We start from the raw sequence: 22,665 nt of genomic DNA on the forward strand, positions 1-22,665 counted from the left end.
CTCAGTTGAGGCGGCCGGGCGTGTCCGCGCCGTACCAGTCGACGTCGTCGGGCGCGGTGCGGGCCACGACGGTCTTGATCCAGGTGAAGTCGTCGAAGGACTCGGCGCCCGCGTCGCGGCCGGTGCCGGACTCCTTGATCCCGCCCCAGGGCAGCGAGGGCTCCAGGCGGTGGTGGTCGTTGACCCAGACCATCCCGGCCGCGATCCGGTCCGCGACGCGGTGTCCCCGGGCGAGGTCGCGGGTCCAGACGCCGGCGCCGAGGCCGTACCGGTTGTCGTTGGCCTTCGCGACGGCGTCGGCCTCGTCCTCGAACGGCACGACGACGGCGACCGGGCCGAAGATCTCCTCCTGGGCCACCCGCATGTCGTTCGAGGCATCGGCCAGGACGGTGGGGCGGACGAAGAAGCCGCCGCTCAGCGGCTCGGGCAGGTCGGGGACGCCGCCGCCCGCGACGAGCCGCGCGCCCTCCTCGACGCCCACGGCGATCATCCGCAGGACCTTGTCCCGCTGCGCGGCGCTCACCATCGGGCCGAGCTGCGTGCGCGCGTCGGACGGGTCGCCGATCCGGATCGCCTCGGCGCGGCGGGCCAGCGCCGCGACGAAGCGGTCATAGGCGCTTCGCTGCACGAGGAACCGGGATCCGGCCACGCAGGACTGGCCCGCCGCGACGAAGGCCGCGAACGCGGCGCCCTCCGCGGCCACCTCCGGATCGACGTCGTCGAAGACCACGATCGGCGTCTTGCCGCCGAGCTCGGCGGTGACGCGCGCGAACCGCGCCGCGGTCGCCACGGCGGCGGCGCGCCCGGCCTCGGTGCCGCCGGTCAACGTGATCTTGGCGATGTCCGGGTGCCCGGTGAGCCGCTCGCCGACCTCGCGACCGCCGGTCACGACGGTGACCACGTCCTCCGGCAGGCCCGCCTTGTGCAGGAGGCCGGCCAGTTCGAGCGTGGACAGCGGGGTCAGCTCGGACGGCTTCACCACGACCGTGTTGCCCGTGGCCAGGGCGGCGGAGAGGCTGCGCGCCAGGATGAGCAGCGGGTGGTTGAAGGGCGTGATGACGCCGCACACGCCCAGCGGCGCCCTGCGCTGGTAGGTGAGGTAGGGGCCGTCGGACGGCAGCACCGCGTCGCGCTGCGCGGCGAGCAGGCCGGCGTTGTAGCGGAACCACTCGGGGACCCGGGAGAGCTGGGCGCGCGTCTCGGTGACCGGCCGGCCGTTGTTGCGGGTCTCCAGCCGGTACAGCGACTCCGCGGCCTCCTCGATCACGTCGGCCGCGCGGAGCAGCAGCCGGCCCCGCTGGGTCCGGGTCAGCGCCGGCCACGGCCCGTCCAGGAACGCCGCCCGCGCCCGGCGGACCGCCGCGTCGACCTCGCCGGGGGTGCTGTCCGGCACCGTACGGATCACGGCGCCGGTGGCCGGATCGACGATCGGCCGGTCCCTGGGTTCCTGGGGGGAGTTCGACATGCCATGACCTCCGGTGGTGCGACTTCGATGAACTCAGTGTTACGGCGAAGTGTCGCCACGGCCATGTTCGGGATGACACTGTTTCCGGCATCGAGTGTGGCGCGGTACATTCGCCGGATGGACGGCGAAGATGCCACGGAGCTGCGCAGCTGGCTGGCGGCGGTCAGCGCCCTGACGGCGGCGGTCAACGCGGGCCGGGGGCTGCGGGACGTCCTCGACCTCGTCGCGGCGACCGCCCGGGAGCTGCTCGGGCTCGACTTCTGCGGCGTGCTCGTGCCGGACCCCGCGGAGCGGAACCTCGTGATCGCCGGCTGGAGCGGGCTCACCGAGGAGTACGTCGCCCGGGTCAACTCCGACCGGCCGGTCCGGCTGGAGGCCGACGCGTCCGGCGGCGCCCCGTCCAGCCGGGCGTACCGGTCGGGCCGGCCGTGCGCGGTCGCCGACATCTCCCGCGAGCCCGACTTCATCTGGGGCGGGGTCGCCCGCGAGCAGGGCTACCGGTCCATGCTGTCGGTCCCCCTGGTCACCGCCTCCGGCGTGATCGGCACGCTGAACAGCTACCGCTCGGCCGTGCACGAGTTCGGCCGCGAGGAGGTCGACCGGCTGCAGTTGCTCGCCGAGCACGCGGCCCTCGCCATCAGCTCGGCCCGGGTGCTGGACGATCTGCGCGACCAGCGCGACCTCGTGATGCGCTCGGAGGAGATCCACGAACGCCTGCTGCGCGTCGCCGTACGCGCGGGCGGGGTCGAGGGCATCGCCGGCGCCCTGCACGATCTCCTCGGCGCTCCCGTGCTGGTCCAGGGCATACGCGGCGAGCTCCTCGCGCAGGCCGGCCACCCGCCCACCCCGGAGGGCCTGCTCGACGCCGGCCGCCCACCCACCCCGGAGAGCCCACCCACCCCGGAGGACCTGCTCGACGCCGGAGCCGGTCCGCTCGCCCCGGAGGCCGGGCTCGTCCGCGAGCGGGGCCCGCACGTCGTCGCCGACGTCGTCCTCGAAGGGGAGGTGGCCGCCCGGGTCTGGGTGCCCGGCCGGGCCGGCGCGCTCGCGCCCCTGGACCGCCGGGCCCTCGAGCACGCCTCCATCGTGCTCTCCCTCGAGCTCCTGCGCCGGCGCACCGCCCTCGAGGTCGAGCAGAACCTGCGCGGCGACCTCCTCGCCGACCTCCTCGCCGGCGCCGACCCCATGTCACCCTCCGTACGCGACCGCGCCGGTCTGCTCGGCCACGACCTGGCCCGGGACCATCTCACCCTGGTCGCCCAGGTGACCGCGGGCGGGCGCCCGGCTCCGGCGGGCGCGATCCAGCGCGCGCTGGCCGAGGCCGTCGCGCTCGCGGCCGGGGTGCGTCCCCGCCCGCTCGTCGCGGTGCACCGCGACGTCATCGTCGCCCTGTGGCCCGTCGCCGCCACCGGCCCCGCGGCCGGCAGACCCGCCGGCGACGCGCTGCGGCGGAGCGTGCGTTCGGCCCGCGGGGTCGACGACGCCACCGTCGCCGTGTCCGACCCGGCCCAGCGCGACGTCCTGAACGCCTACCGCACGGCACGCGGCGCGCTCACCGTCGCCGGCCATGCCGGGCGGAGCGGCAGCACGATCACCCTCGACGATCTCGGGGTCGCGGGGCTGCTCCTGCAACTCGGCGACCCCGTGCGGCTGCGCGCGTACGCCGGCCGTACGCTCGGGGCCCTGATCAGGTACGACCACGACCACGGAGCCGCGCTGCTGCGGACCCTGCGCACCTACCTCGACTCGGGCATGGACCGCCACCTCACGGCCCGCGCCCTCACCCTGCACCCGAACACCGTGAGCCAGCGCCTGCGCCGCATCGAAGCGCTCACCGGCCTCGACCTGCGCTCCTCCCAGGCGGTGGTCGACGCCCGTGCCGCCCTCATCGTGCTCGACGTGGCGGAAGGAGCCGACGCCGCCCGCGACCGGGCGTGAAACCGGCGGCGGAGCCCCTTACCCGGCGGCGGCGAGCGGCGTCCGGGCGGTGGGCAGGAGGACCTGGCCGGTCACGAACTCGCTCCACAGTCCGAAGGCGAGCCCGTCCCCCGGCCGGGCGCCGGTCTCGGCGAAACCGACGGTGCGGCCCCGGTACTGCCGGGTGGCGCCGAAGGAGAGCTGGAACCGCGTGGTGCCGGCACGGTCCTGCGGCGGCACGGCCGTAGGCGGCAGGATCTCGTCCAGCGCCCACCGGTAGTCCTCGCGGTACGGATCCGAGACGCGTTCCAGCGTCTGCTCCAGGATCACCCCGGATCCGGGCAGCACCACCAGCACCCCGGGCAGCCGCCCCACCCGCGTGTTGAAGGCCAGCACCTCCTGCGACTGCCCGTTCGCGAACTCGCCGCGCCCGCCGCCGATCCGCGAGCCCGCCGGGCACGCCTGCGCCCCCAGCTTCTCGATCACGGTGCGCGCGCAGGTGGGAAAGGCTTCGGGGTGGAAGCTCACCGAGCGGTCGAACAGGAACACGAACCTGCGCGCCCCGGCCGGGACCTCCCCCGTCGCGGCCCGGCTGCGCCGGTCGAAGGCGATCGTCACGCTCCGGCCGGCCCCGCGGGTCGCCGTCACCGACAGCGAGTCGATGTTCTCCGTCCCCTCGGCATCGGGCTCGTAGGGGCGCTGCGGCCCGCCGGGTGCGGGATCGGGCGGGGCCACGCCCGCGGCCGCGGCCGGTACGGGCATGGACAGGAAAGCGAGCACGGTCACCGCGGCCAGCACGTTCTTCACCTTCACGGGCACTCCCAGAAGTGATCGACAATGTCGGCCACCACACAATCAACGAACCCCGAAAGATCATGTAAAGCCCGGGTGACCCGTCACATGTGGGCGCCTCCGTCGATGCGGATCTCGGTGCCGGTGATGAACGCGCCGTCGTCGGAGACGAGCATGGCCACGACTCCGGCGACGTTCTCCGGGCCGGGCAGGCCGTCGCCGATGGCGGCGGTCAGCTTGAGGAAGAGGTTCCAGTCGGTGTCGGCGGGGACGAGCGAGCCGATGTTGTCGGTGATGCCGCTGCTGATGCCGCCGGGCACGATGTTCACCGCGCGCAGCCCCTGCTTGCTGTACTCCAGGGCGAGGCTGTGGGTGAAGGAGGCGATGCCGCCCTTGCTGGCGGAGTAGGCGGCCATGAACGGGTGGGCGAAGAAGGCGGCGGTGGAGCTGAAGTTCACCACGACGCCCTTGCCGGTCTCCAGCAGGGCGGGCAGGGCGGCGCGGGTCATCAGGAAGGTGCCGGTCAGGTTGACGCCGATGATCCGGTTCCACAGGTCCAGGGAACAGTCGTGGGTGTGCGCGCCGCGCAGCACGGCCGCGGCGTTCACCAGGGCATCCAGCCCGCCCAGCTCGGAGATCGCGGCCGGGACCACGTCGCCGACCGAGCCCTCGTCGGAGATGTCGAGGGCCCGGGTGGTCAGCCTGCCGGCGCTCCCCTGCGCCGCGGCCAGGGCGAGGGTCTCCTTGAGGCCGTCCCCGTCGAGGTCGGCGGCGACCACGCGGGCGCCTTCGGACAGCAGCCGCAGGGCGGTGGCCCGGCCGATGCCGGAGGCTGCTCCGGTGACGAGCACGCGGCGGTCGGTGAGTCGATGCATCAGGTTCCCCTCCAAGGGGCGCGGATCAGTCGTTGTGGAGCCGGGCGAAGCCTGACTCGATCTCGGTGGGCAGGTCGCCGGCGTTGGGGATGAGGGCGACGGCCTCGCGGACGGTCAGGTTCTGGCCGGCGGCGCCGAGACCGGCCTCCACGTGCTCGGCGAACTCGGGCAGGCGCCGGACGACGGCGTCGGTGACGACCCGCAGCGCGCCGGGCCGGTCGGCGACCTCCGCCAGCGTGCTGTCCAGGGTGAGCGGCGCGGCGGGAGGGCCGGCCGCCGCGTGGGGCGCCGTCCAGCGGTGGGTGCCGGAGCCGACCGTGACCCGCTCCCCTCCGGGCAGCGTGACGTGGGCGGTGGTGTTGGGCGGGACGACGGCCTCCACGGTGATCTGCCCGCCGTCGATCCGCCAGGAGGAGGCGGCCAGGCCGTAGGGGGTGCGCAGGCGGGCCCGCGCGTGGGAGAGGCCGCCGCCGGGCCGGGGCCGGATGGCCAGCTCGCGGTAGCCGGGGGCGGCGGGCGCGAGCCCGGCGACGGTACGGTGCAGCCAGTCGGCGACCGCGCCGAAGGCGTAGTGGTTGAAGGACGTCATGCCGCTGGGGTTGACCGTGCCGTCGGGCAGCAGGCTGTCCCAGCGTTCCCAGATGGTCGTCGCGCCCATGGTGAGCGGGTACAGCCACGACGGGCACTCGCGCTCCAGCAGCAGCCGGTAGGCGGCCTCCGGCTCGCCCGCCTCGGCCAGGGCGTCGCAGACGAGCGGGGTGCCGACGAACCCGGTAGCGATCTTGTAGCCGTTCGCGCGGACCAGCTCCAGCAGGCGGGCGGCGGCGCGGCGGCGGCGCCGCTCGTCCGGCAGCAGGGCGAACTCCAGGGCCAGGGCGTAGGCGGTGGGCGAGTCGCTGAGCAGCCGGCCTGAGGCGGTGGTGTACTCGTCGGCGAACGCCCGGCGCACCTCGTCGGCCAGACTCCGGTAGGGGCCGTCGTCCTCGCCGAGGACGGCGGCGGTGCGGGCGAGCAGGTCGGCCGAGCGGGCGAAATAGGCGGTGGCCACGATCTCGGGGTACGTGCGGGCCTGATCGGGCCGGCCGGCGGGGGCCGCCGGATCCAGCCAGTCGCCGAACTGGAAGCCGCTGTCCCAGAGCCGTCGCGGGCCCGCGAGCCGGGTGACGTGCTCGACCCAGCCGCGCATGCTGGCGAACTGCCGTCCGAGGATGCCGGTGTCGCCGTAGCGGCGGTACAGCACCCACGGGACGATGACGGCGGCGTCGCCCCACGCGGCGGCCGCGTGGGAGGCGGAGGTGACATCGGGTACGACGTGCGGCACCGATCCGTCCTCGCCCTGCTCGGCGGCCAGGTCGGCGAGCCAGGAGGACAGGAGTCCGGCGCTGTCGTACAGGAAGGCGGCGGTGGGCGCGAAGACCTGCAGGTCACCGGTCCAGCCGAGGCGCTCGTCGCGCTGCGGGCAGTCGGTGGGGACGTCGAGGAAGTTGCCGCGCATCGACCAGAGGACGTTCTCGTGCAGCCGGTCGACCAGGGGGTCGGAGCAGTCGAACCAGCCGGTGCGCTCAAGGTCGGAATGGCACACCACGGCGACGGCGTCCGTGACCGGGCCGGAGATCTCCGCGTAGCGGAAGCCGTGGAAGGTGAAGCGCGGCTCCCACGTCTCCCCGCCGGCGTCGCCGCGCAGGACGTAGGTGTCCGTGGCCTCGGCGGTGCGCAGCGGGGCCACGCACAGCTCGCCGTCCTGCAGGACCTCGGCGTGGCGCAGCACCACCCGCTCGCCCGGCGCTCCGGACGCGGTGATCCGCAGGCGGCCGACCAGGTTCTGGCCGAAGTCGTAGATCGTGGTGCCGCTCGGGCCGGGGCGCCGCTCGACGGGTTCGAGGGTCTCGGTACGGCGCACCGGCGGTCCTTCCTGTGCCACCAGCGTGGCCAGGTCGCGCTCCACCAGCCGCACCGGGGACCAGCCGGAGTCGTCGTGGCCGGGCAGCGACCAGCCCGGAGGCTCCAGGCGGGCGTCGTGGGTCTCGCCGTCGTACAGGTCGGCGCGGACCAGCGGTCCGGACGCCGCCCGCCAGGAGGCGTCGGTGCCGAACCGCTCGGTCGTGCCGTCGTCGTAGGCGATCTCCAGCTGGGCGAGCCAGGCGAGCGCGTCGCCGTAGTGCGCGCGCTTGCCCTCGAAGCCGAGCCGTCCCCGGTACCAGCCGTCGCCGAGCGTCGCGCCCAGGCAGTTGGCGCCCTCGCGCAGGAGATCGGTGACGTCGTGGGTCTGGTAGCGCAGCCGGTGCCGGTAGGCGGTCCAGCCGGGCGCCAGCACGTGGTCGCCGACGATCCGGCCGTTCAGCTCCGCCTCGTAGACGCCCAGCGCGGTGGCGTACAGGCGGGCGCCGCGCACGCCCGGCCGTACCAGGAACTCTCCGCGCAGCAGCGAGCCCTCACCGGGACTGACGAACCGGGCCGACCAGTCGCGCGGCGTCAGCAGCCCCGCCTCGACCGGGGTCTCCCGGCTCCACGGCGACCAGCCGCCGGGACCGCGCACGCGCACCCGGACCGCCACCCGCTCGCGGCTGGCCAGCGCCGCGAACGGCCACGGCACCAGCACCGAATCGCCGGACTCGACCCGCACGCGCTCGCCACGGGCCTCCACCTCGTAGGCCGTCTGCCGCCAGTCCGGCGTGTCCGTCTCGACGATCCAGGACAGGCGGGGGCGGGCGGTGCCGATGCCCAGCGGCTCCCGCAGGTGCTCGAACCTGAGCGAGATCACGTCGGTCTCTCCTCCCGACTTACACGTGTCAGTGACGCTCACCTTACCCCGTTGCCGAGCCGGATCGTCAAACCGCCGCAAGCGCGTGCTCGCGGCCGCCGCCCGCCTGGCCGTCCCGCCCCCGACGGCCGTCTCCATCGACAGCGGTCATCTGGGGGCGGGCTGCGGATCCTGGACGGCCACCCCCGCCGACCTCGCCCTCACCCTGGACGGCGTGCGGGTGATCGAGCGAACCTCCGTCTGACCGGGTCACCGCCTCGCATCGCCGGCCTCGTGCATTGCGACCCGTCGGCCGTTCACAGCTCCCGGGGGCGGCAAGTCAACTCCCCATGCGCCGCAAACAGTCCGAGCCGGGCTCAACCGTTGGGGTCCGCGGTCAGGGCCCGCTGCATGAGGTCGGTGTCGATCCAGCGGCCGTGCTTGTATCCGACGCCGTTCAGCCGGCCGGCGTGGGCGAAGCCGAAACGCTTGTGCAAAGCGGTGGAGGCCGCGTTTCCGGTGTCCGCGATGACCGCGATCATCTGACGCATGCCCGCCTGCGCGCACCGGGGCAGCAACGCGTCGAGCAGCACGCCGCCCAGCCCTCGCCCGGTCCGGTCAGGGGCGAGATAGATCGAGTCCTCCACGGTGTGCCGATAGGCCGGCTTGGGACGCCATGGACCGGCGTAGGCGTACCCGGCCACCTCGCCGTCGAGGTCGGCGACCAGGAAGGGCAGGCCCCGGCCGGCCAGGTCGTCGAGCCGTAGCCGCCACTCGGCGACCGTCGGCGGGGTCTGCTCAAAGGTGATCACGGTGTGGGAGACGTAGTACGCGTAGATCTCGGCCACGGCCTCCAGGTCCGCGAGGACGGCGGGGCGGATGACCGCTTCGGGGACTGTCACATGAAGCTCATTTCTCTATAGCGAAATTCGTTGTTATTATAGCGGAATGCTGGATCTGGCGGTATTGGGCGGGCACATCCAGGCGCTGCGGCACGACCGGGGCCTGACCCTTCAGCAGCTGGCCGAAGCGGCCGACGTGAGCCTGAGCATGCTGTCGTCAGTGGAGCGCGGGCAGAAGGCGCCCACCATCGTGGTTCTCGCCCGCATCGCGGACGGCCTCGGCGTGCCCCTCGCCGACGTCGTCACCCAGCCGGACGAAGGCCGGGTCATCGTGCGCCGCGCCGCCGACCAGGACACCGTCGACGAGCCCGGCGGGTGGCGGCGGACGATCCTCACGCCGGTCATGCCCGGCGTGAACTTCGAATGGATCCGCACCACCCTGCCGCCGGAGTGTGACGCGGGCCGGTTCCCGGCCTACGCCCCGGGCTCCCACGAGTACGTCGTCGTCGAATCCGGCACCCTGCGCCTGACCATCGCCGACACGCCCGTCGAGCTGAAGGAGGGCGACTCGGCCTACTTCGCCGCCGACGTCACCCACGCCTACGCCAACGCGGGCTCCAGCCCCTGCACCTATTACGTGGCCGCCCTGATCATGCGTCCCCGCGCGGCCCAACCACGTACCAACTCCGGTTGATCCAGCCGGTTCGCGCGGGAGCGGATCTTACGCGGGCACGGCCTTTCGCCGGGCGGCGGCCGCCGCCACGTTGACGGGCATGCGCCCGAAGATCAGGTCGTGGAAGGGGCGGATCGCCCACCAGTAGAGGTGACCGAGCAGGCCGTGCGGGTGGAAGATCGCCCGCTGCCGGTAGAACGTGCCGCCGCCGGAGCGGGAGACGCTCAGTTCCAGCCAGGCCAGGCCCGGCAGCCGCATCTCGGCGCGCAACCGCAGCAGGCGACCGGGCAGCACCTCCTCCACGCGCCAGAAGTCGAGCGCGTCGCCCACCCGCAGCCGGTTCGCGTCACGCCGCCCGCGGCGCAGCCCGACGCCGCCGAAGAGCCTGTCCAGCAGGCCGCGCAGGTGCCAGGCGACGGGAAGGGAGTACCAGCCGTTGTGACCGCCGATACCCTCGATGACCTGCCACAACGCCTCCGGGTCCGCGTCCACGCGGAGGCTGCGGCAGTCGATGTAGAGGCTGCCGCCCGCCCAGTCGGGATCGGTCGGCAGCGGGTCGCTCGGGGTGCCGGATACGGAGGCCGAGGACCAGCGCGTGGCGACGTCGGCCTCCTTGATCTTCTTGAGCGCCAGGGAGACGGCCTCGCGGAAACCGATCAGCCCGTCCTCCGGGTCGGGGACGTAGCGGGAGATGTCGTGTTCGCCGCAGATCCCCTCATTGCGTAGCGACTCGACCAGCGGCCGCGCGATCCCCGACGGGACCGGGGTGACCAGGCCCACCCAAAGGCTCGACAACCTCGGGGTGAGCACCCGCACGGGAATGATCGCGCGGTGGGGCAGACCGGCCACGGACGCGTAGCCGTGCATCATGTCGGCGTAGGTCAGCACGTCCGGGCCGCCTATGTCGAAGGCACGGTTGACCTCGTCGGGCACGCTCGCCCAGGCGGTGAGGTAACGCAGCACGTCCCGTACGGCGATGGGCTGCGTGCGGGTGTGCACCCAGCGAGGCGTCGTCATGACCGGCAACCGTTCGGTCAGGTAGCGCAGCATCTCGAACGACGCCGAACCGGAGCCGATGACGACCGCGGCCCGCAGCACCACCGCCGGCACCACCGCCCGCAGGAAGATCTCTCCCACCTCCGCCCTGGACCGCAGATGAGGGGAGAGCCGCTCGCGGGGGACGAGCCCGCCGAGGTAGACGATGCGACGCACCCCCGCCTGCCCGGCCGCCGCCGCGAACGTCTCGGCGGCCCTGCGGTCGTTCTCGGCGAACTGCCCGGCCCCGCCCATCGTGTGGATCAGGTAGTAGGCCACGTCGATGCCGTCCAGGGCCTCCCGGGTCTGTCCGGGGTCGGTGGCGTCCGCCTTGACGACCGACGTCCGCGCCACCCACGGCAGGTCGCGCAGTCTCTCGGGGGAACGTGCCATGCAGCGGACCTCGTGGCCTGCCGCGAGCAGTTCGGGGGCCAGCCGGCCGCCGATGTAGCCGGTCGCCCCGGTGACCAGACAACGCGCCATCTCCGCACCCTCCGCTGTAGCGGGCACCAGGACAATCCCTTCGGGTCGCGCTACCCAGCAGATTGCGACATAACCGCACGTCAGCGCGTACGGTCGCCGGGTCGCGCTCAGCGCCTGTTCAGCCCGCGCAGCACCGGCAACCCCGTACCGGAGTCGAGCACGAGGCGGTCGCCGAGCGGCCGGGCGAGGGTGACGGTGATCGTGGCCGTCTTGAGTATCGCCGGGCAAGGCTTGCCGGAGCCGGTGTGCTCCTCGTCCACGCCGACCACCACCAGCTGTCCGGTCTCGTAGGCGCGTGCCCCCCGAACGGTGTCGCAGGCGCCGTACCCGTAGCGGAGCAGCAGTTCCTGCGGCCTGCCGGCGACAAGGTCGAACGCCGGCACCTCCTCGACGTCCCCCCGCGCCCGCTCGGGACGGGAGGTGACGGCCGAGGGGTCGACCGCCACGTGGACCTTCTTCTGCTCGACCCCCTCCACGGTGAACATCCAGGCGGGCACCTGGACCGCGCCGCGGCTGGTCTCCAGCGGGACCCTGCCCAGCCTGGCCCCGGTCACCCGGAGGGGGCGGCATCCCTTGGCCGGGCACTCCTCCTCGATGAGATCGGCCGGTTTGCTGAACTCCGCGTACGCGCGCTCCGCCGTGATGATCGGCACCTGCGAGACCTCGCCGTCCGGCCAGCGCACCTCGGCGCGGGCCGGGGAATCGGCGGGCAGCCTGGCGGCCAACCGCCAAGCGCCGTTGTGCGAGCTCCTGTTCACCCAGGCCGGGATCTGGCGCACATGGTTCCATCCGTGCGGATTCAGCACCTCCAGCGCGACGAACCCGTCGCGCCAGGCACGGTCGTCGGCCGACCCCTGCCAGCGCTCCGCCACCTCCCGGGCACGCCTGTCGAACTCAGCGGCGCCAGGGGACCCGCCCCCACCGCAGGAGGACAGGAGCAGCATCAGGGACAGGCACGCGATCGCTCTTCGCACGAGACCTCCACGTTCGACGATTTTCCGGCGAGGTTGCGGGAGTGCCTGCGGTCAGGGCCCCGGCCCCCGTCCGGCGTCGAGCGGAGGGAACAGGGCGCGGAAGTTGTGGACGAGCGGGTTGAGGTCGCCGGTGCGCCAGGTCAGGTCCAGGGTGACCACGCGGGTCGCCGGTGACAGCGGCCGGAAGACGACGTCGCCCCGGCGGAGGCGGGCCACCGACTCCGGCACGATCGACACCCCCAGCCCGGCCGCCACCAGCCCCACGATGGTCTGCATCTGCACGGCCTCCTGCACGATCCGGGGCTCGAACCCGGCCGCCCTGGCCACCCCGATGATCTGGTCGTGGAGGCCGGGCCCGAACCGCCGGGGGAACATGACGAACGGCTCCCCCGCCAGCATCTCCGTCGGCAGGGACTTGCGCGCGGCATGGGGGTGGCCGGCGGGCAGGGCGGCGAGCAGGAGTTCGCGGGCGACGGTGCGGGTGCTCAGCACCTCGGCGGCCGGCCCGGCCAGCGGGGCGTGCAGGAGGCCGACGTCCAGCAGCCCCTGTCGCAGCTCTTCGGCCTGCTGGGCGGTGGTCAGCTCGCGCAGGTCGACCTCTACGCCCGGATAGCGGGCTCGGAACCGGCGCAGCACCCGGGGCAGCGTGAGGTTGGTCGCCGACCCCACGAACCCGATCGCCAGCCGCCCCGCCTCCCCCCTGCCCGCCCGCCTGGCCGACTCGGCCGCCAGCTCGGCGTGGGCGAGGCTGGCGCGGGCCTCGGCGACGAAGGCCTCTCCGGCGGGCGTGAGGCGTACCTGCCGGGTCGTGCGCTCGAACAGCCGCACCCCGAGCTCTTCCTCCAGCTTGCTGATCTGCTGGCTGAACGGCGGTTGCCGCAGGCCCTCGCGCAGGGCCGCGCGGCCGAAGTTGAGCTCGTCGGCGAGCGCCACAGCGTAGCGGAGCCGCTGCAGATTCATACGCGGATCATATGAGTCGCGAGCGACCGATTGATATGCCACGCATATGGATCATCGCTGATTGCGCGCACAATGCGGTCCCGCCAGGGGAGGCGGCGGCAGGATCGAGATCTCATGTCCGTTTCCCGAGAAGGAGTTCCGATGGGTTTCCTGCTCAACACCGTCGTCGGCCTGGTCGCCGTCGTCTCGTTCACGGTGGAGACGAGACCGCAGGAGGTCGAGCGCGCGGACTTCCACGTCACGAGCGACCCCGGCGTCAGGATCGCGGTGCGCGAGGTCAGCACCAGGAGGTCGGCCGGCCCGCCCGTCCTGCTGCTGCACGGCGCCCGCGTCCCCGGCGTGGGCAGCTTCGACCTGCCTGTTCGCGGCGGCTCGCTCGCCGAGGACCTGGCCCGCGCCGGCCACCGGGTCTACGTGATGGACGCCAGAGGCTACGGCCGCTCCACCAGGCCCCCGGCCCTGTCACAGCCGCCGGAGGCGAACCCGCCCGCCGTACGCTCCGACGCCGTGGTCCGCGACGTCGCCGCCGTCGTGGACGGGATCCGCCGACGCTCCGGCGGCGGCGGGGTGGCGCTGCTCGGCTGGGCGACCGGCGGCCACTGGCTCGGCCAGTACGCCGCCGCGCACCCGGACAAGGTGGACCGCCTCATCCTCTACAACACCCTCTACGGCCCCGTCCCCGACCACCCGACGATGGGCCGTGGCAGCGACAACGAGCACCCGGATCGCCCCGGCCAGTTCAACGCCGCCCGGTTCGGGGCGTACCGGCTCAACACCGGCGACAGCCTCCTCCCGTCGTGGGACCGCAGCATCCCGGCCGAGGACAAGACGACCTGGCGCGACCCGGAGGTCGTGGAGGCGTACGTCACGGCGGCCCTCGCCTCCGACCCGACCAGCGGCACCCGCACGCCGCCCAGCTTCCGCGCCCCGTCCGGAGCCATGGAGGACAGCTTCTACCTGTCCACGGGACGCCAGCTCTGGGACGCCAGTCTGATCACCGCGCCGACACTCGTCGTGCGCAGCGGCAACGACTTCTGGAGCCGTCCCGAGGACGTCACCACCCTCAGCTCCCACCTGGTCCACGCCCGGTCGGTCAAAACCGTGGAGCTGCCAGGTGCCACGCACTACGTGCACCTCGACCGCCCCGAGCGGGGGCGTGACCGGTTCCTGCGGGAGATCACCGCCTTTCTGGCGGCGCGCTGATCGCGACGCTCCCGGCCTCCACCCGGTCGATCCCCCACCCGATGGTGTGCCACCGCTCGTCCGCCGCGTCCAGCGCGGTCATCTCGAAAAACTGCCCCGCCGGACGACTCAGCGGTGGAAGGCCAGGCTGCGGACGGGGTGCTCGCCCTCGGTCTGCAGGCGGTACTCCTGGCCGGAGATGGCCCGGTTGTCCTCGATGACCCGCTCGGACGGCGCCTTGTCGCCGCCCATGAGCGCCTCCTGCATCTTCTCGAAGCGCTCGTGGGCCTCCTGCACGTAGCCGGTCCCCAGCGTGGTGTAGTCGATCTGGGTCGCGATCAGCTCGCGCAGGTACGCCTTGTTCGGCTCGAACGTGACCGGGGCGGGCAGCTCGGGGGCGCACACCTGCTCCGGATCGCGGCCGTCATGCCTCTTGAACAGCTCGGCGGCCAGCCGCAGGTGCTCCAGCTCCATGTTGAGGTGCAGCTCCCAGATGCTCTTCACCTTGGGGTCCGACTCGGTCTCCATGAACGAGTGGTACAGGTAGCACTCGTTGTACTCGTGGTTGAGCAGCATCTCCCACCAGCTCTCGCCCGGATCGACGAGCGACTCGTAGTGGGTGACGTGCTCCTCCTCGATCAGGCCGATCTCCTGATACAGCTGGCGGGCGATCGGCTCCATGTACATGGGGCCGACGTTCATGTAGAAGTTCATGGTCTGCTGCTCGGCGGCCATGATGGTCAGCGCGTGCAGCTTGCTGACCGGGGCGGTGTCGTTGCGGTCGTAGGGCTCGCGCACGTTGTCGACCGGGTCGCGGTGGTGCAGGTAGGTGGGGCGGCCGGGCATGACCTCGGTGAGCGCGTCCACGATCTTCTCGGCCTTGCGGTGCTCGATCATCTCGTACAGGTTCGCGTACCGGTAGAGGTGGTCGAAGTCCTCCAGCACGCCGAACTGGTAGGCCTGCTTCAGGTACCCGTTCGGCTCCATCCGGGCCACCCAGGCGGTCAGGTCCACGGCGACCTGCTCGTAGGCGATGGTGGTCTCCAGGACCGAGGCCAGGCCGGGCAGCAGCCAGTTGACCGCCTTCTGCTGCTGCGCCTCGATGTAGCGCACCCGCGCGAGCTGCTGCTTGAGCTCGAGGTCCGGGCAGTGGCGGGCGAGCTGGTGGCTGAAGAAGACCGCCTCCGTCTCGATCCCGTTCATCGTGATGATCCGGCACCGCGTGTACGGGTCGGCGTGGTCGGGATCGATCGGCGTCACGTTCAGCTCGCGCCAGTTCCGCAACTGTCTGTCCAGCGGGATGCCCCGCTCCCGGAGTGGGTTGAATGTCATCTGCCTCGTGCTCCTCGTCGATGGTCCAGGCGGCGGCGTCCGCAAGCCGGGCCTACCCGAGGGCTCCGGGGACAACCTCTACGCCTCACCGCCGGACGTTCCAGAGTCGGTAAGGCCAGGCTTGACGAGGAATGTCACGGGTAGTCACCGGCCGTATCCGAGAGGAGACCGATCATGACCACTCAGCGGACGAGGCCCGAGACGATGGGCGAGAACGACGTCATCGACCTGCTTCTTGCCCAGCACGCGATGATCAGGAACCTGTTCGACGAGGTCGAGCAGGCCGCGCCAGACCGGCGCGGCGAGGCGTTCACCCGGCTGGTGCGGCTGCTGGCCGTGCACGAGACGGCCGAGGAAGAGATCGTCCACCCCTACGCCCGCCTCAAGATCGAGGGCGGAGACGCGGTCGTCGACGACCGCCTGGCCGAGGAGAACCACGCCAAGGAGCTCCTGCAGCAGATGGACCAGGCCGGGCCCGAGGCGCCGGACTTCGCCGAGAAACTCGCGGTGCTGCGCGCCGCCGTCGAAGCCCACGCCCGCAGCGAGGAACGCTACGAGTTCCCGCAGCTACGCGGCCACACCAGCGAGGCCGAGCGCCGGAGCATGGCCCTCGGCGTCAAGGCCGCGGAGGCGATGGCTCCCACCCACCCGCATCCGGGCACCGAATCGGCGACCAAGAACGTGCTCATGGGGACCCCCATCGCGATGATGGACCGGGTCCGCGACGTGATCCGCCAGGCCATGGGCAAGCGCGGCTGAGCCGGGGCACGCCCGAGAGGCGGGGCCGTCCGGCCCCGCCTCTGCCGGGGAGCGCCGGCGAGTACGAACGGCCGGCCGGCTCGTCGCTCATGCGCTGAGCTGTCGCCGAAGCCGACGAGGCGGACGTCGCCGGGACGCGGAGCCCGCGGCCGGCCAGGCCCGCGCCGAGATCCCGCCCCGTTGCCGCGCGAATGCCCCGCCCGCGCCCATCGCGGCCAGCAGGAGGGCGCAGGCCCACGCGAACCAGTCGCCGAACCTCGTGTACGGGGTCGACACCGCACGGTCCGGCAGGTCCGCGACCACCGACACGAACGAGGCGCCGGTGGTGCGGGCCTCGGCCAGCAGGCGGCCGTTGGGGTCGCTCACGGTCAGGGCGCCCTGGCGGGACGCCCGCGTCACCGTCAGGCCGTTCTCGATCCCGCGCGTGATCGCCATCCGGCTGTGCAGCCACGCGTCGTCGCCGAAGTCCCAGGCGGGCACGAACAGCGCGGTCGCCCCGCCGCGCCGATAGCCGCGGACCAGGTCGGGGAAGTCGAGATCGAAGCAGATCGCGATCGCCCACCGCCCGCCGGACCCGGGCACGAACGCCTGCGCCGTTCCCGCCTCGAACTCGCTCTCCAGGCCCGGGACGAGGTGGCGCTTGACGTACTCGACCGGCGGGCCGCCATCGGAGGGGAAGTCGATGGCCGCGTTGTACTCGCGCCCGTCCCTGGTGAGGACCAGCCCGAGGATGATGTCGAGGCAGTGGCCGGAGGCGAGCCGGGACAGCGGTCCGGCGAGCAGCGGCAGGTCCGCCTCATCCGCCCGGAACGCCTTCTCGGGAAGGACGACGACGTCGGCGCCGCGCTCGGCCAGGGCCGGGATGCGGCTCAGGTAGCCGGCCAGCAGGGCTCGCCCTTCGGGATCGGTCACCGCCACCGGGTCGATCGACCGGTCGGTGGCCAGCAGCGCCACCTTGCCCGCCGTTCCCGCGTCAACCGGTCGTAACTGCCAGAACCCGTATCCCGCCGCCACCGCCGCGACGACCGCGGCGGCCACGGCCACCCGCACCCGGCCGGCCGCGCCGGGCGTCAGCAGGGCGGCGGCCGCGGCCGGAGCTCCCATCAGCAGGAACGTCACCCCCCACGGCCCGGTGGCCGAGGCGAGCTGGATGACGGGGAGGACGTCGGCCTGGGTATAGGCCAGGCTCCACCAGGCGCCGTTCGGCGTGACCAGCGACAGAGCGTACTCGATGACGACCCACGCCGCCGGGACGACGCCGACGGCCATCAGCGGGTGTCCGCGCAGCGTCAGGCCCCGATAGGCGATCAGCACCAGGCCGAACAGCAGCGCCGAGCCGAGGAGCAGGAGGACGACCATCACCGGCGGTATCTGCACCGTATTCAGGAAATATCCCCACATGGGGGTTTGGCCTGCGAGCCAGGCGACGGACGCGGTGGCCAGCACCGCGCGCGCCGAGCAGCGCGGCGCCAGGACGAGGATCGGGATCGGCGCGATCCACGTACACCAGGGCACCGGCCGCAAGCCGGTGCCGAACCAGAACAGCGTGGCCGACAGCACCGCCGCGGCGATCGGCCACCATCGTCGTGATCTCATCGAGCAGACTCCTCCGCCAGGGAAACTGCCTCGATGCTCCGGGCCGGAGCCCTGTCGCCGCATCGGCGGGCAGAGTGATCTCCGCCCTCCCTCTCACGGACCGCTCAGCCGCCGGCGACGACGAGCCCCGACTCGTAGGCGAACACGACCGCCTGCACCCGATCGCGCAGCCCCAGCTTCGTCAGGATCCGGCTGACATGGCTCTTGACCGTGTACTCGCTGACGACCATTTCCCCGGCGATCTCCGCGTTGGACAGCCCTCGGGCCACCAGCCGTAGCGTCTCGGCCTCACGGCCGGTCAGCTCGGTGAGGCGGGCGGCCAGCCGGGGCGCCACCCCGTGATTCGGCCGGAGAACCAGGTCCTCGATGAGCCGTCTGGTCACCGTGGGCGCCAGCAGCGACTCCCCAGCCGCCACCACGCGCACCGCCGCGGCAAGCTCGTCGCGGCGGATGTCCTTCAGCAGAAACCCGCTGGCCCCCGCGCGCAGTGCCTCGTAGACGTACTCGTCCAGGTCGAACATGGTCAGCACCAGCACTTTGGCGGACGTCGCCGCGCAGATCAGCTCGGTCGCCTCGATCCCGCCCATGCCGGGCATCCGGACATCCATCAGGACGACGTCCGGGCACAGCTCGGTGGCGGCCCGCACGGCCTCGGCGCCGTCGGCCGCCTCGCCGACGACGGTGATGTCGGCCTGAGCGTTCAGGATCATGGCGAAGCCGCCCCGGAACAGATCCTGATCGTCGGCCACGAGCACGCGGATCATGGGCCTATCCAACCGGAAGCGTCGCCACCACGACGAAGCCGTGGCCTCCCGGACCGGCGTGCAGCGTCCCCCCGCAGGCGGAGGCCCGTTCGCGCATCCCGATCAGGCCGTGCCCTAAGGCGGCGCCGTCCGCGCCCTCGCCGTCGTCGGCCACCTCGACCCGCAGCGCGCCCGGCGTCCAGCACAGCCGTACCCGCGCGGTGCTCGCGTGCGCGTGGCGCAGCACGTTCGTCAGCGCCTCCTGAACGATCCGGTACGCCGCCACGTCGACCTCGGCGGGGAGCGGCCGCGGCGGGCCGTCGCCGGTCAAGGTCACCCGCAGCCCGGTGCGGCCGGTCCGCTCGACCAGGTCCGGCAGGGCCGCGAGCCCGGGCTGCGGCTCGCGGTGACCGTCCTGGTCCGAGCGCATCGCGCCGAGCAGGGTCCGCAGCTGGGCGATCGCGCCCCGGCCGGTGTCGGCGATCGCGTCGAAGGCGGCCTGCGCGCGGTCGGGATCGGACCGGAGCATCAGCGGTCCGGCCTCGGCCTGGACGACGATGAGGCCGACCGAGTGGGTGAGGATGTCATGCATGTCCCGGGCGATGCGAGCCCGCTCGTGAGCCGCGGCGATGGCCCGCTCCCGCTCCAGCCGCAGGGCGCGTTCGGCCAGCTCGGCGGCTCGGGCGCGGCGGGCGCGGGTACTGGTGCCCAGCGCGTACGCCGCGACGAACGCCGTACCCACCACCCGATAGGACTCCAGCCCTTCCTGCGGCAGGGCGAGCGAGACGTACACGCCTGCGCCGATGACCGGGATGGCCACCAGCCGCAGCAGCGGCGGGCTCAGCGCGGCGATGGTGTAGGTGCCCACCAGCGGCCCGTACGGCAGCATCGGCTTCTCCCACATCACCAGCGCCGTCATCGCCAGCCCGACCACCCAGGTCACCGCGATCGGCGCCCTCCGCCGCCACAGCACCGGCACCGAAGCCAGCACGGCCAGCGCGACCACCCACCACGGCTGCCGGAAGGGGACCAGCGCGGGACCGACGGTGGCGGCCGACACGACGACAGTGATCGCTACGTCGACCAGGCGCGGGGGTATGTGGTGAAACCGCTCAATGAGTCCGGGCATCTCGCTCAGTATCGGGATCCATCCCGCCCGGCGCATCCCTCTCACGACGGAAGCGCCCTTTCACTCTCAAGAGGCTGGCGCGGTGAGAAGAACCTTGACGAGCGATCGCTTCCGATTCATAGTGAGCGCGTCAACCCACGAAGCCGCGGAGGTCGTCCAGCCCCTGGAATGTTAGCGCTAACATCCACCCTCCCCGGCTCATCCAGCGTTCGCGGTGCCCCCGAGAAAGGCAGAGGATCATCATGATCGTCGGGTCCGGATTACGGCACGTGAAAAAGACGATGCTGTCCACCGGGGCAGCCGTCGCGCTCGCCGCCGGCCTGCTGGCCGGCGCCCCCGCCCCGTCGCAGGCCGCCGCGTCGCAGGCGTGCGACATCTACGCCGCCGGCGGCACCCCGTGCGTGGCGGCGCACAGCACGACCCGCGCCCTGTACGCCTCCTACAACGGCTCGCTCTACCAGGTGCGCCGCTCCTCGGACAACGCCACCCAGAACATCGGCCTGCTCAGCGCGGGCGGGTACGCCAACGCCGCGGCGCAGGACTCCTTCTGCGCCCGCACGACGTGTGTGATCACCGTCATCTACGACCAGTCGGGACGCGGCAACCATCTGACCCAGGCGCCCCCCGGCGGCTTCTCCGGCCCGGCGGCCGGCGGGTACGACAACCTCGCCGTGGCGACGGCGGCGCCCACCATGGTCGGCGGGCACAAGGCGTACGGCGTGTTCGTGGCCCCCGGCACCGGCTACCGCAACAACAACACCAACGGCATCGCCAGGGGCGACCAGCCGGAAGGCATGTACGCCGTCTTCGACGGCACGCACTACAACGCCGGCTGCTGCTTCGACTACGGCAACGCCGAGACCAACAGCCGCGACAACGGCAACGGCACCATGGAGGCCATCTACTTCGGCAACATCAAGGTCTGGGGCTACGGCACCGGCAACGGCCCCTGGGTCATGGCCGACCTGGAGAACGGCCTGTTCTCCGGCGCGAACCCCGGCTACAACGCCGGCAACCCGACCGTCAGCCACCGCTACCTGACCGCCATCGTCAAGGGCGAGCCGAACCACTGGTCCATCCGGGCCGGCAACGCCCAGTCGGGCAACCTGTCCACCTACTACAACGGCGCACGCCCCAACGCCGCGGGCTACAACCCGATGAAGAAGGAAGGAGCCATCATCCTCGGCATCGGCGGCGACAACAGCAACAGCTCCGCCGGCACCTTCTACGAAGGCGTGATGACCACCGGCTATCCGACGGACGCCACCGAGAACGCGGTCCAGGCCAGCATCGTCGCCGCCGGCTACACCACGGCCGCCCGTCCCAGCGGGACGCCCGCCGCCGGCACGTCGATCTCGCTGCGCGCGACGACGGCCTGCTGCACCGGCCGCTACGTCCGCCACCAGAACGACCAGGCCGTCACGTCCGTGATCACCTCCGCCAGCTCGTCCCTGGACAAGAACGACGCCACGTGGATCGTGCGCAACGGCCTGGCCTACAGCGCCTGCGTGTCGTTCGAGTCGAAGAACTACCCGGGCAGCTACCTGCGGCACAGCAACTACCAGCTCTACCGCAACGCCAACGACGGCAGCGCCCTGTTCGCCAACGACGCCACCTTCTGCCCGCAGCCCGGCCTGAACGGCCAGGGCCTTTCGTGGGCCTCCTTCAACTTCCCGAACCGCCTCCTGCGGCACTACAACAACATCGTCTACATCGGCAGCGAGGGCGGATCGAACACCTTCGACAGCGCCACGTCATGGGCCGACGACGTGAGCTGGGTCGTCGCCTCGCCCTGGGCGTAGGCACGCCTCAGGCCCGCCCGCCTCGGCGACCGCGTGCGAGAGGCGGGCGGTGACCATCGGCTCGGCGGTGGCCTCGGCCGAGACCGTCATTTCGGGCCGTGCCGCTTGATCTTGACCTTCTTCGTCTTGACCTTCTTGGCCGGTCCATGCGGGACGCCCGCCGCGGAGGTGGACAGGGGCGGTTCCGTGCGGGCGCGCTTCGGTTCGCTCCTGGCGACCTGGCGCCGGGCCGAGACGAGGTGGCCCGGCAGCCCGGTTTCCGGCTCCGTCGTGGCGGGCGGCAGCGGAGTGGCCTGCGTCCCGGGTGGGGACTGGTGCGTGCCCGGCTCGGCGCGCCACCACGAGCTGGTCGCCATCACGCTGACGATGAGGGCCGCGATGACGGCTGTCTGCCGCCAGCGCTCGACGACCCACTGCCGGTACGGCGCCCGCTCCCTGAACGGGCGGCCGACGGGCGAGCCGCTGATCCGCCCGCTGTCACCGTCAACGGTCGGAGGGTCCGAAGAGACCGGAACGACCGGTTGCTCGCACAGGGCGGACAGTTGATCGTGAAGGCGAGCCGCGTCCGTACGCCGGTCCGGATCCTTGTCCAGCAGCCCGCCGATGATCGGGGCGAGCGGCCCCGCGTGCTCGCACGGCGCCGGGTCCGAGGCCAGCACCGCGGACAGGGTGGCCAGCTCGCTGCTGAACCCGAACGGGGCACGGCCCTCGACCGCCGCGTACAAGGTGGCGCCCAGCGACCACAGATCGGCTTGCGGCGTGGCAGGGCCGCCGCGGGCGCGTTCGGGGGCGATGTAGGCGGGTGTGCCGACGACGATGCTCTCCCGGCTGAGGCGCGCCTGGTCGTCCAGGGTGCTGGCCAGCCCGAAGTCGGTGAGGATGGCGTGCCCGTCGTCGGTGATGAGGATGTTGGCGGGCTTGATGTCGCGGTGCACGATGCCGCCGGCGTGGGCGGCGCGCAGGGCGTCCAGCACTTCGAGCCCGATTCGGGCGACCTCGGACGAGGGCAGCGGTCCCCGTTCGGTGATCACCTGGGCGAGGCTGGGGGCGGGGACGAGTTGCAGGACGATCCACGGGCGTTCGTCGGCGACCACGACGTCGTACACGGCCGCGATGCGCGGGTGGCTCAGCCGCGCGGTCAGGCGGGCCTCGCGCAGGGTGCGCCTGAGCAGCGCCTCGCGCTCCGGCCCTGGCCGGTGCGGGATGTGGATCTCCTTGACCGCCACCTGCCGATCCAGCAGCTCGTCATGAGCGCGCCAGACCCTGCCCATGGCCCCCCGGCCCAGCTCGGCCAGCAATCTGTACCGAGCCCCCAATAACCATCCTTCATAGCCTGCGACGGGCATGACGACATGCGTACCCGATC

General features: G+C 72.5%; 19 protein-coding genes. 6 read left to right on the top strand and 13 right to left on the bottom strand.

The features are described 5' to 3' along the window. Nucleotide 1: 1 nt before the first annotated feature. A complete protein-coding gene (locus H4W80_RS17735) occupies nucleotides 2-1,465 on the bottom strand; it encodes an aldehyde dehydrogenase (RefSeq protein WP_192786113.1) in 1,464 nt (487 codons plus the stop codon). A gap of 117 nt (nucleotides 1,466-1,582) precedes the next feature. Between H4W80_RS17735 and H4W80_RS17740 the strand changes: the two genes are divergently transcribed. After that, on the top strand, nucleotides 1,583-3,403 hold the full coding sequence (locus tag H4W80_RS17740) for a helix-turn-helix domain-containing protein (RefSeq protein ID WP_192786114.1): 1,821 nt from the start codon (nucleotides 1,583-1,585) through the stop codon (nucleotides 3,401-3,403). A gap of 18 nt (nucleotides 3,404-3,421) precedes the next feature. Here the strand turns inward: H4W80_RS17740 and H4W80_RS17745 are convergent, their stop codons facing one another. The 3 genes from H4W80_RS17745 to H4W80_RS17755 form a co-directional block, all read right to left on the bottom strand. Further along, nucleotides 3,422-4,195, bottom strand: coding sequence for a hypothetical protein (locus H4W80_RS17745; RefSeq protein WP_225963503.1), 774 nt, complete (start codon nucleotides 4,193-4,195; stop codon nucleotides 3,422-3,424). 83 nt (nucleotides 4,196-4,278) lie between these two features. Beyond that, nucleotides 4,279-5,049 (bottom strand): SDR family NAD(P)-dependent oxidoreductase, encoded by a 771-nt coding sequence (locus H4W80_RS17750; RefSeq protein WP_192786115.1) that lies wholly within the window; start codon nucleotides 5,047-5,049, stop codon nucleotides 4,279-4,281. 25 nt (nucleotides 5,050-5,074) lie between these two features. Continuing rightward, complete coding sequence (locus H4W80_RS17755; protein WP_318786918.1) at nucleotides 5,075-7,810, bottom strand: glycoside hydrolase family 78 protein; 2,736 nt, start codon at nucleotides 7,808-7,810, stop codon at nucleotides 5,075-5,077. 85 nt (nucleotides 7,811-7,895) lie between these two features. Between H4W80_RS17755 and H4W80_RS17760 the strand changes: the two genes are divergently transcribed. After that, on the top strand, nucleotides 7,896-8,054 hold the full coding sequence (locus H4W80_RS17760; RefSeq protein WP_192794443.1) for a hypothetical protein: 159 nt from the start codon (nucleotides 7,896-7,898) through the stop codon (nucleotides 8,052-8,054). 112 nt (nucleotides 8,055-8,166) lie between these two features. Here H4W80_RS17760 and H4W80_RS17765 read toward each other — a convergent pair whose 3' ends face one another. Further along, the gene (locus tag H4W80_RS17765; protein ID WP_192786117.1) at nucleotides 8,167-8,691 is read right to left on the bottom strand and encodes a GNAT family N-acetyltransferase; all 525 of its coding nucleotides are present in this window, start codon (nucleotides 8,689-8,691) and stop codon (nucleotides 8,167-8,169) included. Nucleotides 8,692-8,737: 46 nt separating this feature from the next. Between H4W80_RS17765 and H4W80_RS17770 the strand changes: the two genes are divergently transcribed. Next, on the top strand, nucleotides 8,738-9,325 hold the full coding sequence (locus H4W80_RS17770; protein ID WP_192786118.1) for a helix-turn-helix domain-containing protein: 588 nt from the start codon (nucleotides 8,738-8,740) through the stop codon (nucleotides 9,323-9,325). A gap of 27 nt (nucleotides 9,326-9,352) precedes the next feature. On the opposite strand, the gene H4W80_RS17775 is transcribed toward H4W80_RS17770, so the two are convergent. The 3 genes from H4W80_RS17775 to H4W80_RS17785 form a co-directional block, all read right to left on the bottom strand. Next, nucleotides 9,353-10,822 carry an SDR family oxidoreductase gene (locus tag H4W80_RS17775; protein ID WP_192786119.1) on the bottom strand — a complete coding sequence of 490 codons (1,470 nt, stop codon included), beginning with the start codon at nucleotides 10,820-10,822 and terminating at the stop codon, nucleotides 9,353-9,355. A gap of 107 nt (nucleotides 10,823-10,929) precedes the next feature. Beyond that, nucleotides 10,930-11,796, bottom strand: a complete 867-nt coding sequence (locus H4W80_RS17780) for a hypothetical protein (RefSeq protein ID WP_192786120.1) — start codon at nucleotides 11,794-11,796, stop codon at nucleotides 10,930-10,932. A gap of 51 nt (nucleotides 11,797-11,847) precedes the next feature. Further along, nucleotides 11,848-12,756, bottom strand: coding sequence for a LysR family transcriptional regulator (locus H4W80_RS17785; RefSeq protein ID WP_192786121.1), 909 nt, complete (start codon nucleotides 12,754-12,756; stop codon nucleotides 11,848-11,850). 141 nt (nucleotides 12,757-12,897) lie between these two features. Between H4W80_RS17785 and H4W80_RS17790 the strand changes: the two genes are divergently transcribed. Continuing rightward, the gene (locus H4W80_RS17790) at nucleotides 12,898-13,959 is read left to right on the top strand and encodes an alpha/beta hydrolase (protein ID WP_192786122.1); all 1,062 of its coding nucleotides are present in this window, start codon (nucleotides 12,898-12,900) and stop codon (nucleotides 13,957-13,959) included. A 108-nt stretch (nucleotides 13,960-14,067) separates the two neighbouring features. Here H4W80_RS17790 and H4W80_RS17795 read toward each other — a convergent pair whose 3' ends face one another. Further along, nucleotides 14,068-15,270 (bottom strand): hypothetical protein, encoded by a 1,203-nt coding sequence (locus H4W80_RS17795; protein WP_192786123.1) that lies wholly within the window; start codon nucleotides 15,268-15,270, stop codon nucleotides 14,068-14,070. A 174-nt stretch (nucleotides 15,271-15,444) separates the two neighbouring features. Between H4W80_RS17795 and H4W80_RS17800 the strand changes: the two genes are divergently transcribed. After that, a complete protein-coding gene (locus H4W80_RS17800; RefSeq protein WP_225963504.1) occupies nucleotides 15,445-16,029 on the top strand; it encodes a hemerythrin domain-containing protein in 585 nt (194 codons plus the stop codon). 87 nt (nucleotides 16,030-16,116) lie between these two features. Here the strand turns inward: H4W80_RS17800 and H4W80_RS17805 are convergent, their stop codons facing one another. The 3 genes from H4W80_RS17805 to H4W80_RS17815 form a co-directional block, all read right to left on the bottom strand. Continuing rightward, nucleotides 16,117-17,625, bottom strand: a complete 1,509-nt coding sequence (locus H4W80_RS17805) for a nitrilase-related carbon-nitrogen hydrolase (RefSeq protein WP_192786124.1) — start codon at nucleotides 17,623-17,625, stop codon at nucleotides 16,117-16,119. Between the two features lie 104 nt (nucleotides 17,626-17,729). Beyond that, on the bottom strand, nucleotides 17,730-18,389 hold the full coding sequence (locus H4W80_RS17810; RefSeq protein ID WP_192786125.1) for a response regulator: 660 nt from the start codon (nucleotides 18,387-18,389) through the stop codon (nucleotides 17,730-17,732). A gap of 4 nt (nucleotides 18,390-18,393) precedes the next feature. Continuing rightward, nucleotides 18,394-19,497: a sensor histidine kinase gene (locus H4W80_RS17815; RefSeq protein WP_192786126.1), complete on the bottom strand. Its 1,104-nt coding sequence runs from the start codon at nucleotides 19,495-19,497 to the stop codon at nucleotides 18,394-18,396. Nucleotides 19,498-19,739: 242 nt separating this feature from the next. On the opposite strand from H4W80_RS17815, the gene H4W80_RS17820 reads away from it, so the two are divergent. Continuing rightward, complete coding sequence (locus tag H4W80_RS17820; protein WP_192786127.1) at nucleotides 19,740-21,299, top strand: alpha-L-arabinofuranosidase B; 1,560 nt, start codon at nucleotides 19,740-19,742, stop codon at nucleotides 21,297-21,299. An 86-nt stretch (nucleotides 21,300-21,385) separates the two neighbouring features. Here H4W80_RS17820 and H4W80_RS17825 read toward each other — a convergent pair whose 3' ends face one another. Further along, nucleotides 21,386-22,615: a serine/threonine-protein kinase gene (locus H4W80_RS17825; RefSeq protein ID WP_192786128.1), complete on the bottom strand. Its 1,230-nt coding sequence runs from the start codon at nucleotides 22,613-22,615 to the stop codon at nucleotides 21,386-21,388. Nucleotides 22,616-22,665: the final 50 nt, after the last annotated feature.

This window comes from Nonomuraea angiospora (assembly GCF_014873145.1).
In the GTDB taxonomy this organism is placed as follows: Bacteria; Actinomycetota; Actinomycetes; order Streptosporangiales; family Streptosporangiaceae; genus Nonomuraea; species Nonomuraea angiospora.

Coding starts and splice junctions, on each gene's coding strand:
- H4W80_RS17735 (WP_192786113.1), bottom strand. CDS start 1,465: ATGTCGAACTCCCCCCAGGAACCCAGGGACCGGCCGATCGTCGATCCG.
- H4W80_RS17740 (WP_192786114.1), top strand. CDS start 1,583: ATGGACGGCGAAGATGCCACGGAGCTGCGCAGCTGGCTGGCGGCGGTC.
- H4W80_RS17750 (WP_192786115.1), bottom strand. CDS start 5,049: ATGCATCGACTCACCGACCGCCGCGTGCTCGTCACCGGAGCAGCCTCC.
- H4W80_RS17770 (WP_192786118.1), top strand. CDS start 8,738: ATGCTGGATCTGGCGGTATTGGGCGGGCACATCCAGGCGCTGCGGCAC.
- H4W80_RS17775 (WP_192786119.1), bottom strand. CDS start 10,822: ATGGCGCGTTGTCTGGTCACCGGGGCGACCGGCTACATCGGCGGCCGG.
- H4W80_RS17785 (WP_192786121.1), bottom strand. CDS start 12,756: ATGAATCTGCAGCGGCTCCGCTACGCTGTGGCGCTCGCCGACGAGCTC.
- H4W80_RS17790 (WP_192786122.1), top strand. CDS start 12,898: ATGGGTTTCCTGCTCAACACCGTCGTCGGCCTGGTCGCCGTCGTCTCG.
- H4W80_RS17795 (WP_192786123.1), bottom strand. CDS start 15,270: ATGACATTCAACCCACTCCGGGAGCGGGGCATCCCGCTGGACAGACAG.
- H4W80_RS17800 (WP_225963504.1), top strand. CDS start 15,445: ATGACCACTCAGCGGACGAGGCCCGAGACGATGGGCGAGAACGACGTC.
- H4W80_RS17805 (WP_192786124.1), bottom strand. CDS start 17,625: ATGAGATCACGACGATGGTGGCCGATCGCCGCGGCGGTGCTGTCGGCC.
- H4W80_RS17810 (WP_192786125.1), bottom strand. CDS start 18,389: ATGATCCGCGTGCTCGTGGCCGACGATCAGGATCTGTTCCGGGGCGGC.
- H4W80_RS17815 (WP_192786126.1), bottom strand. CDS start 19,497: ATGCCCGGACTCATTGAGCGGTTTCACCACATACCCCCGCGCCTGGTC.
- H4W80_RS17820 (WP_192786127.1), top strand. CDS start 19,740: ATGATCGTCGGGTCCGGATTACGGCACGTGAAAAAGACGATGCTGTCC.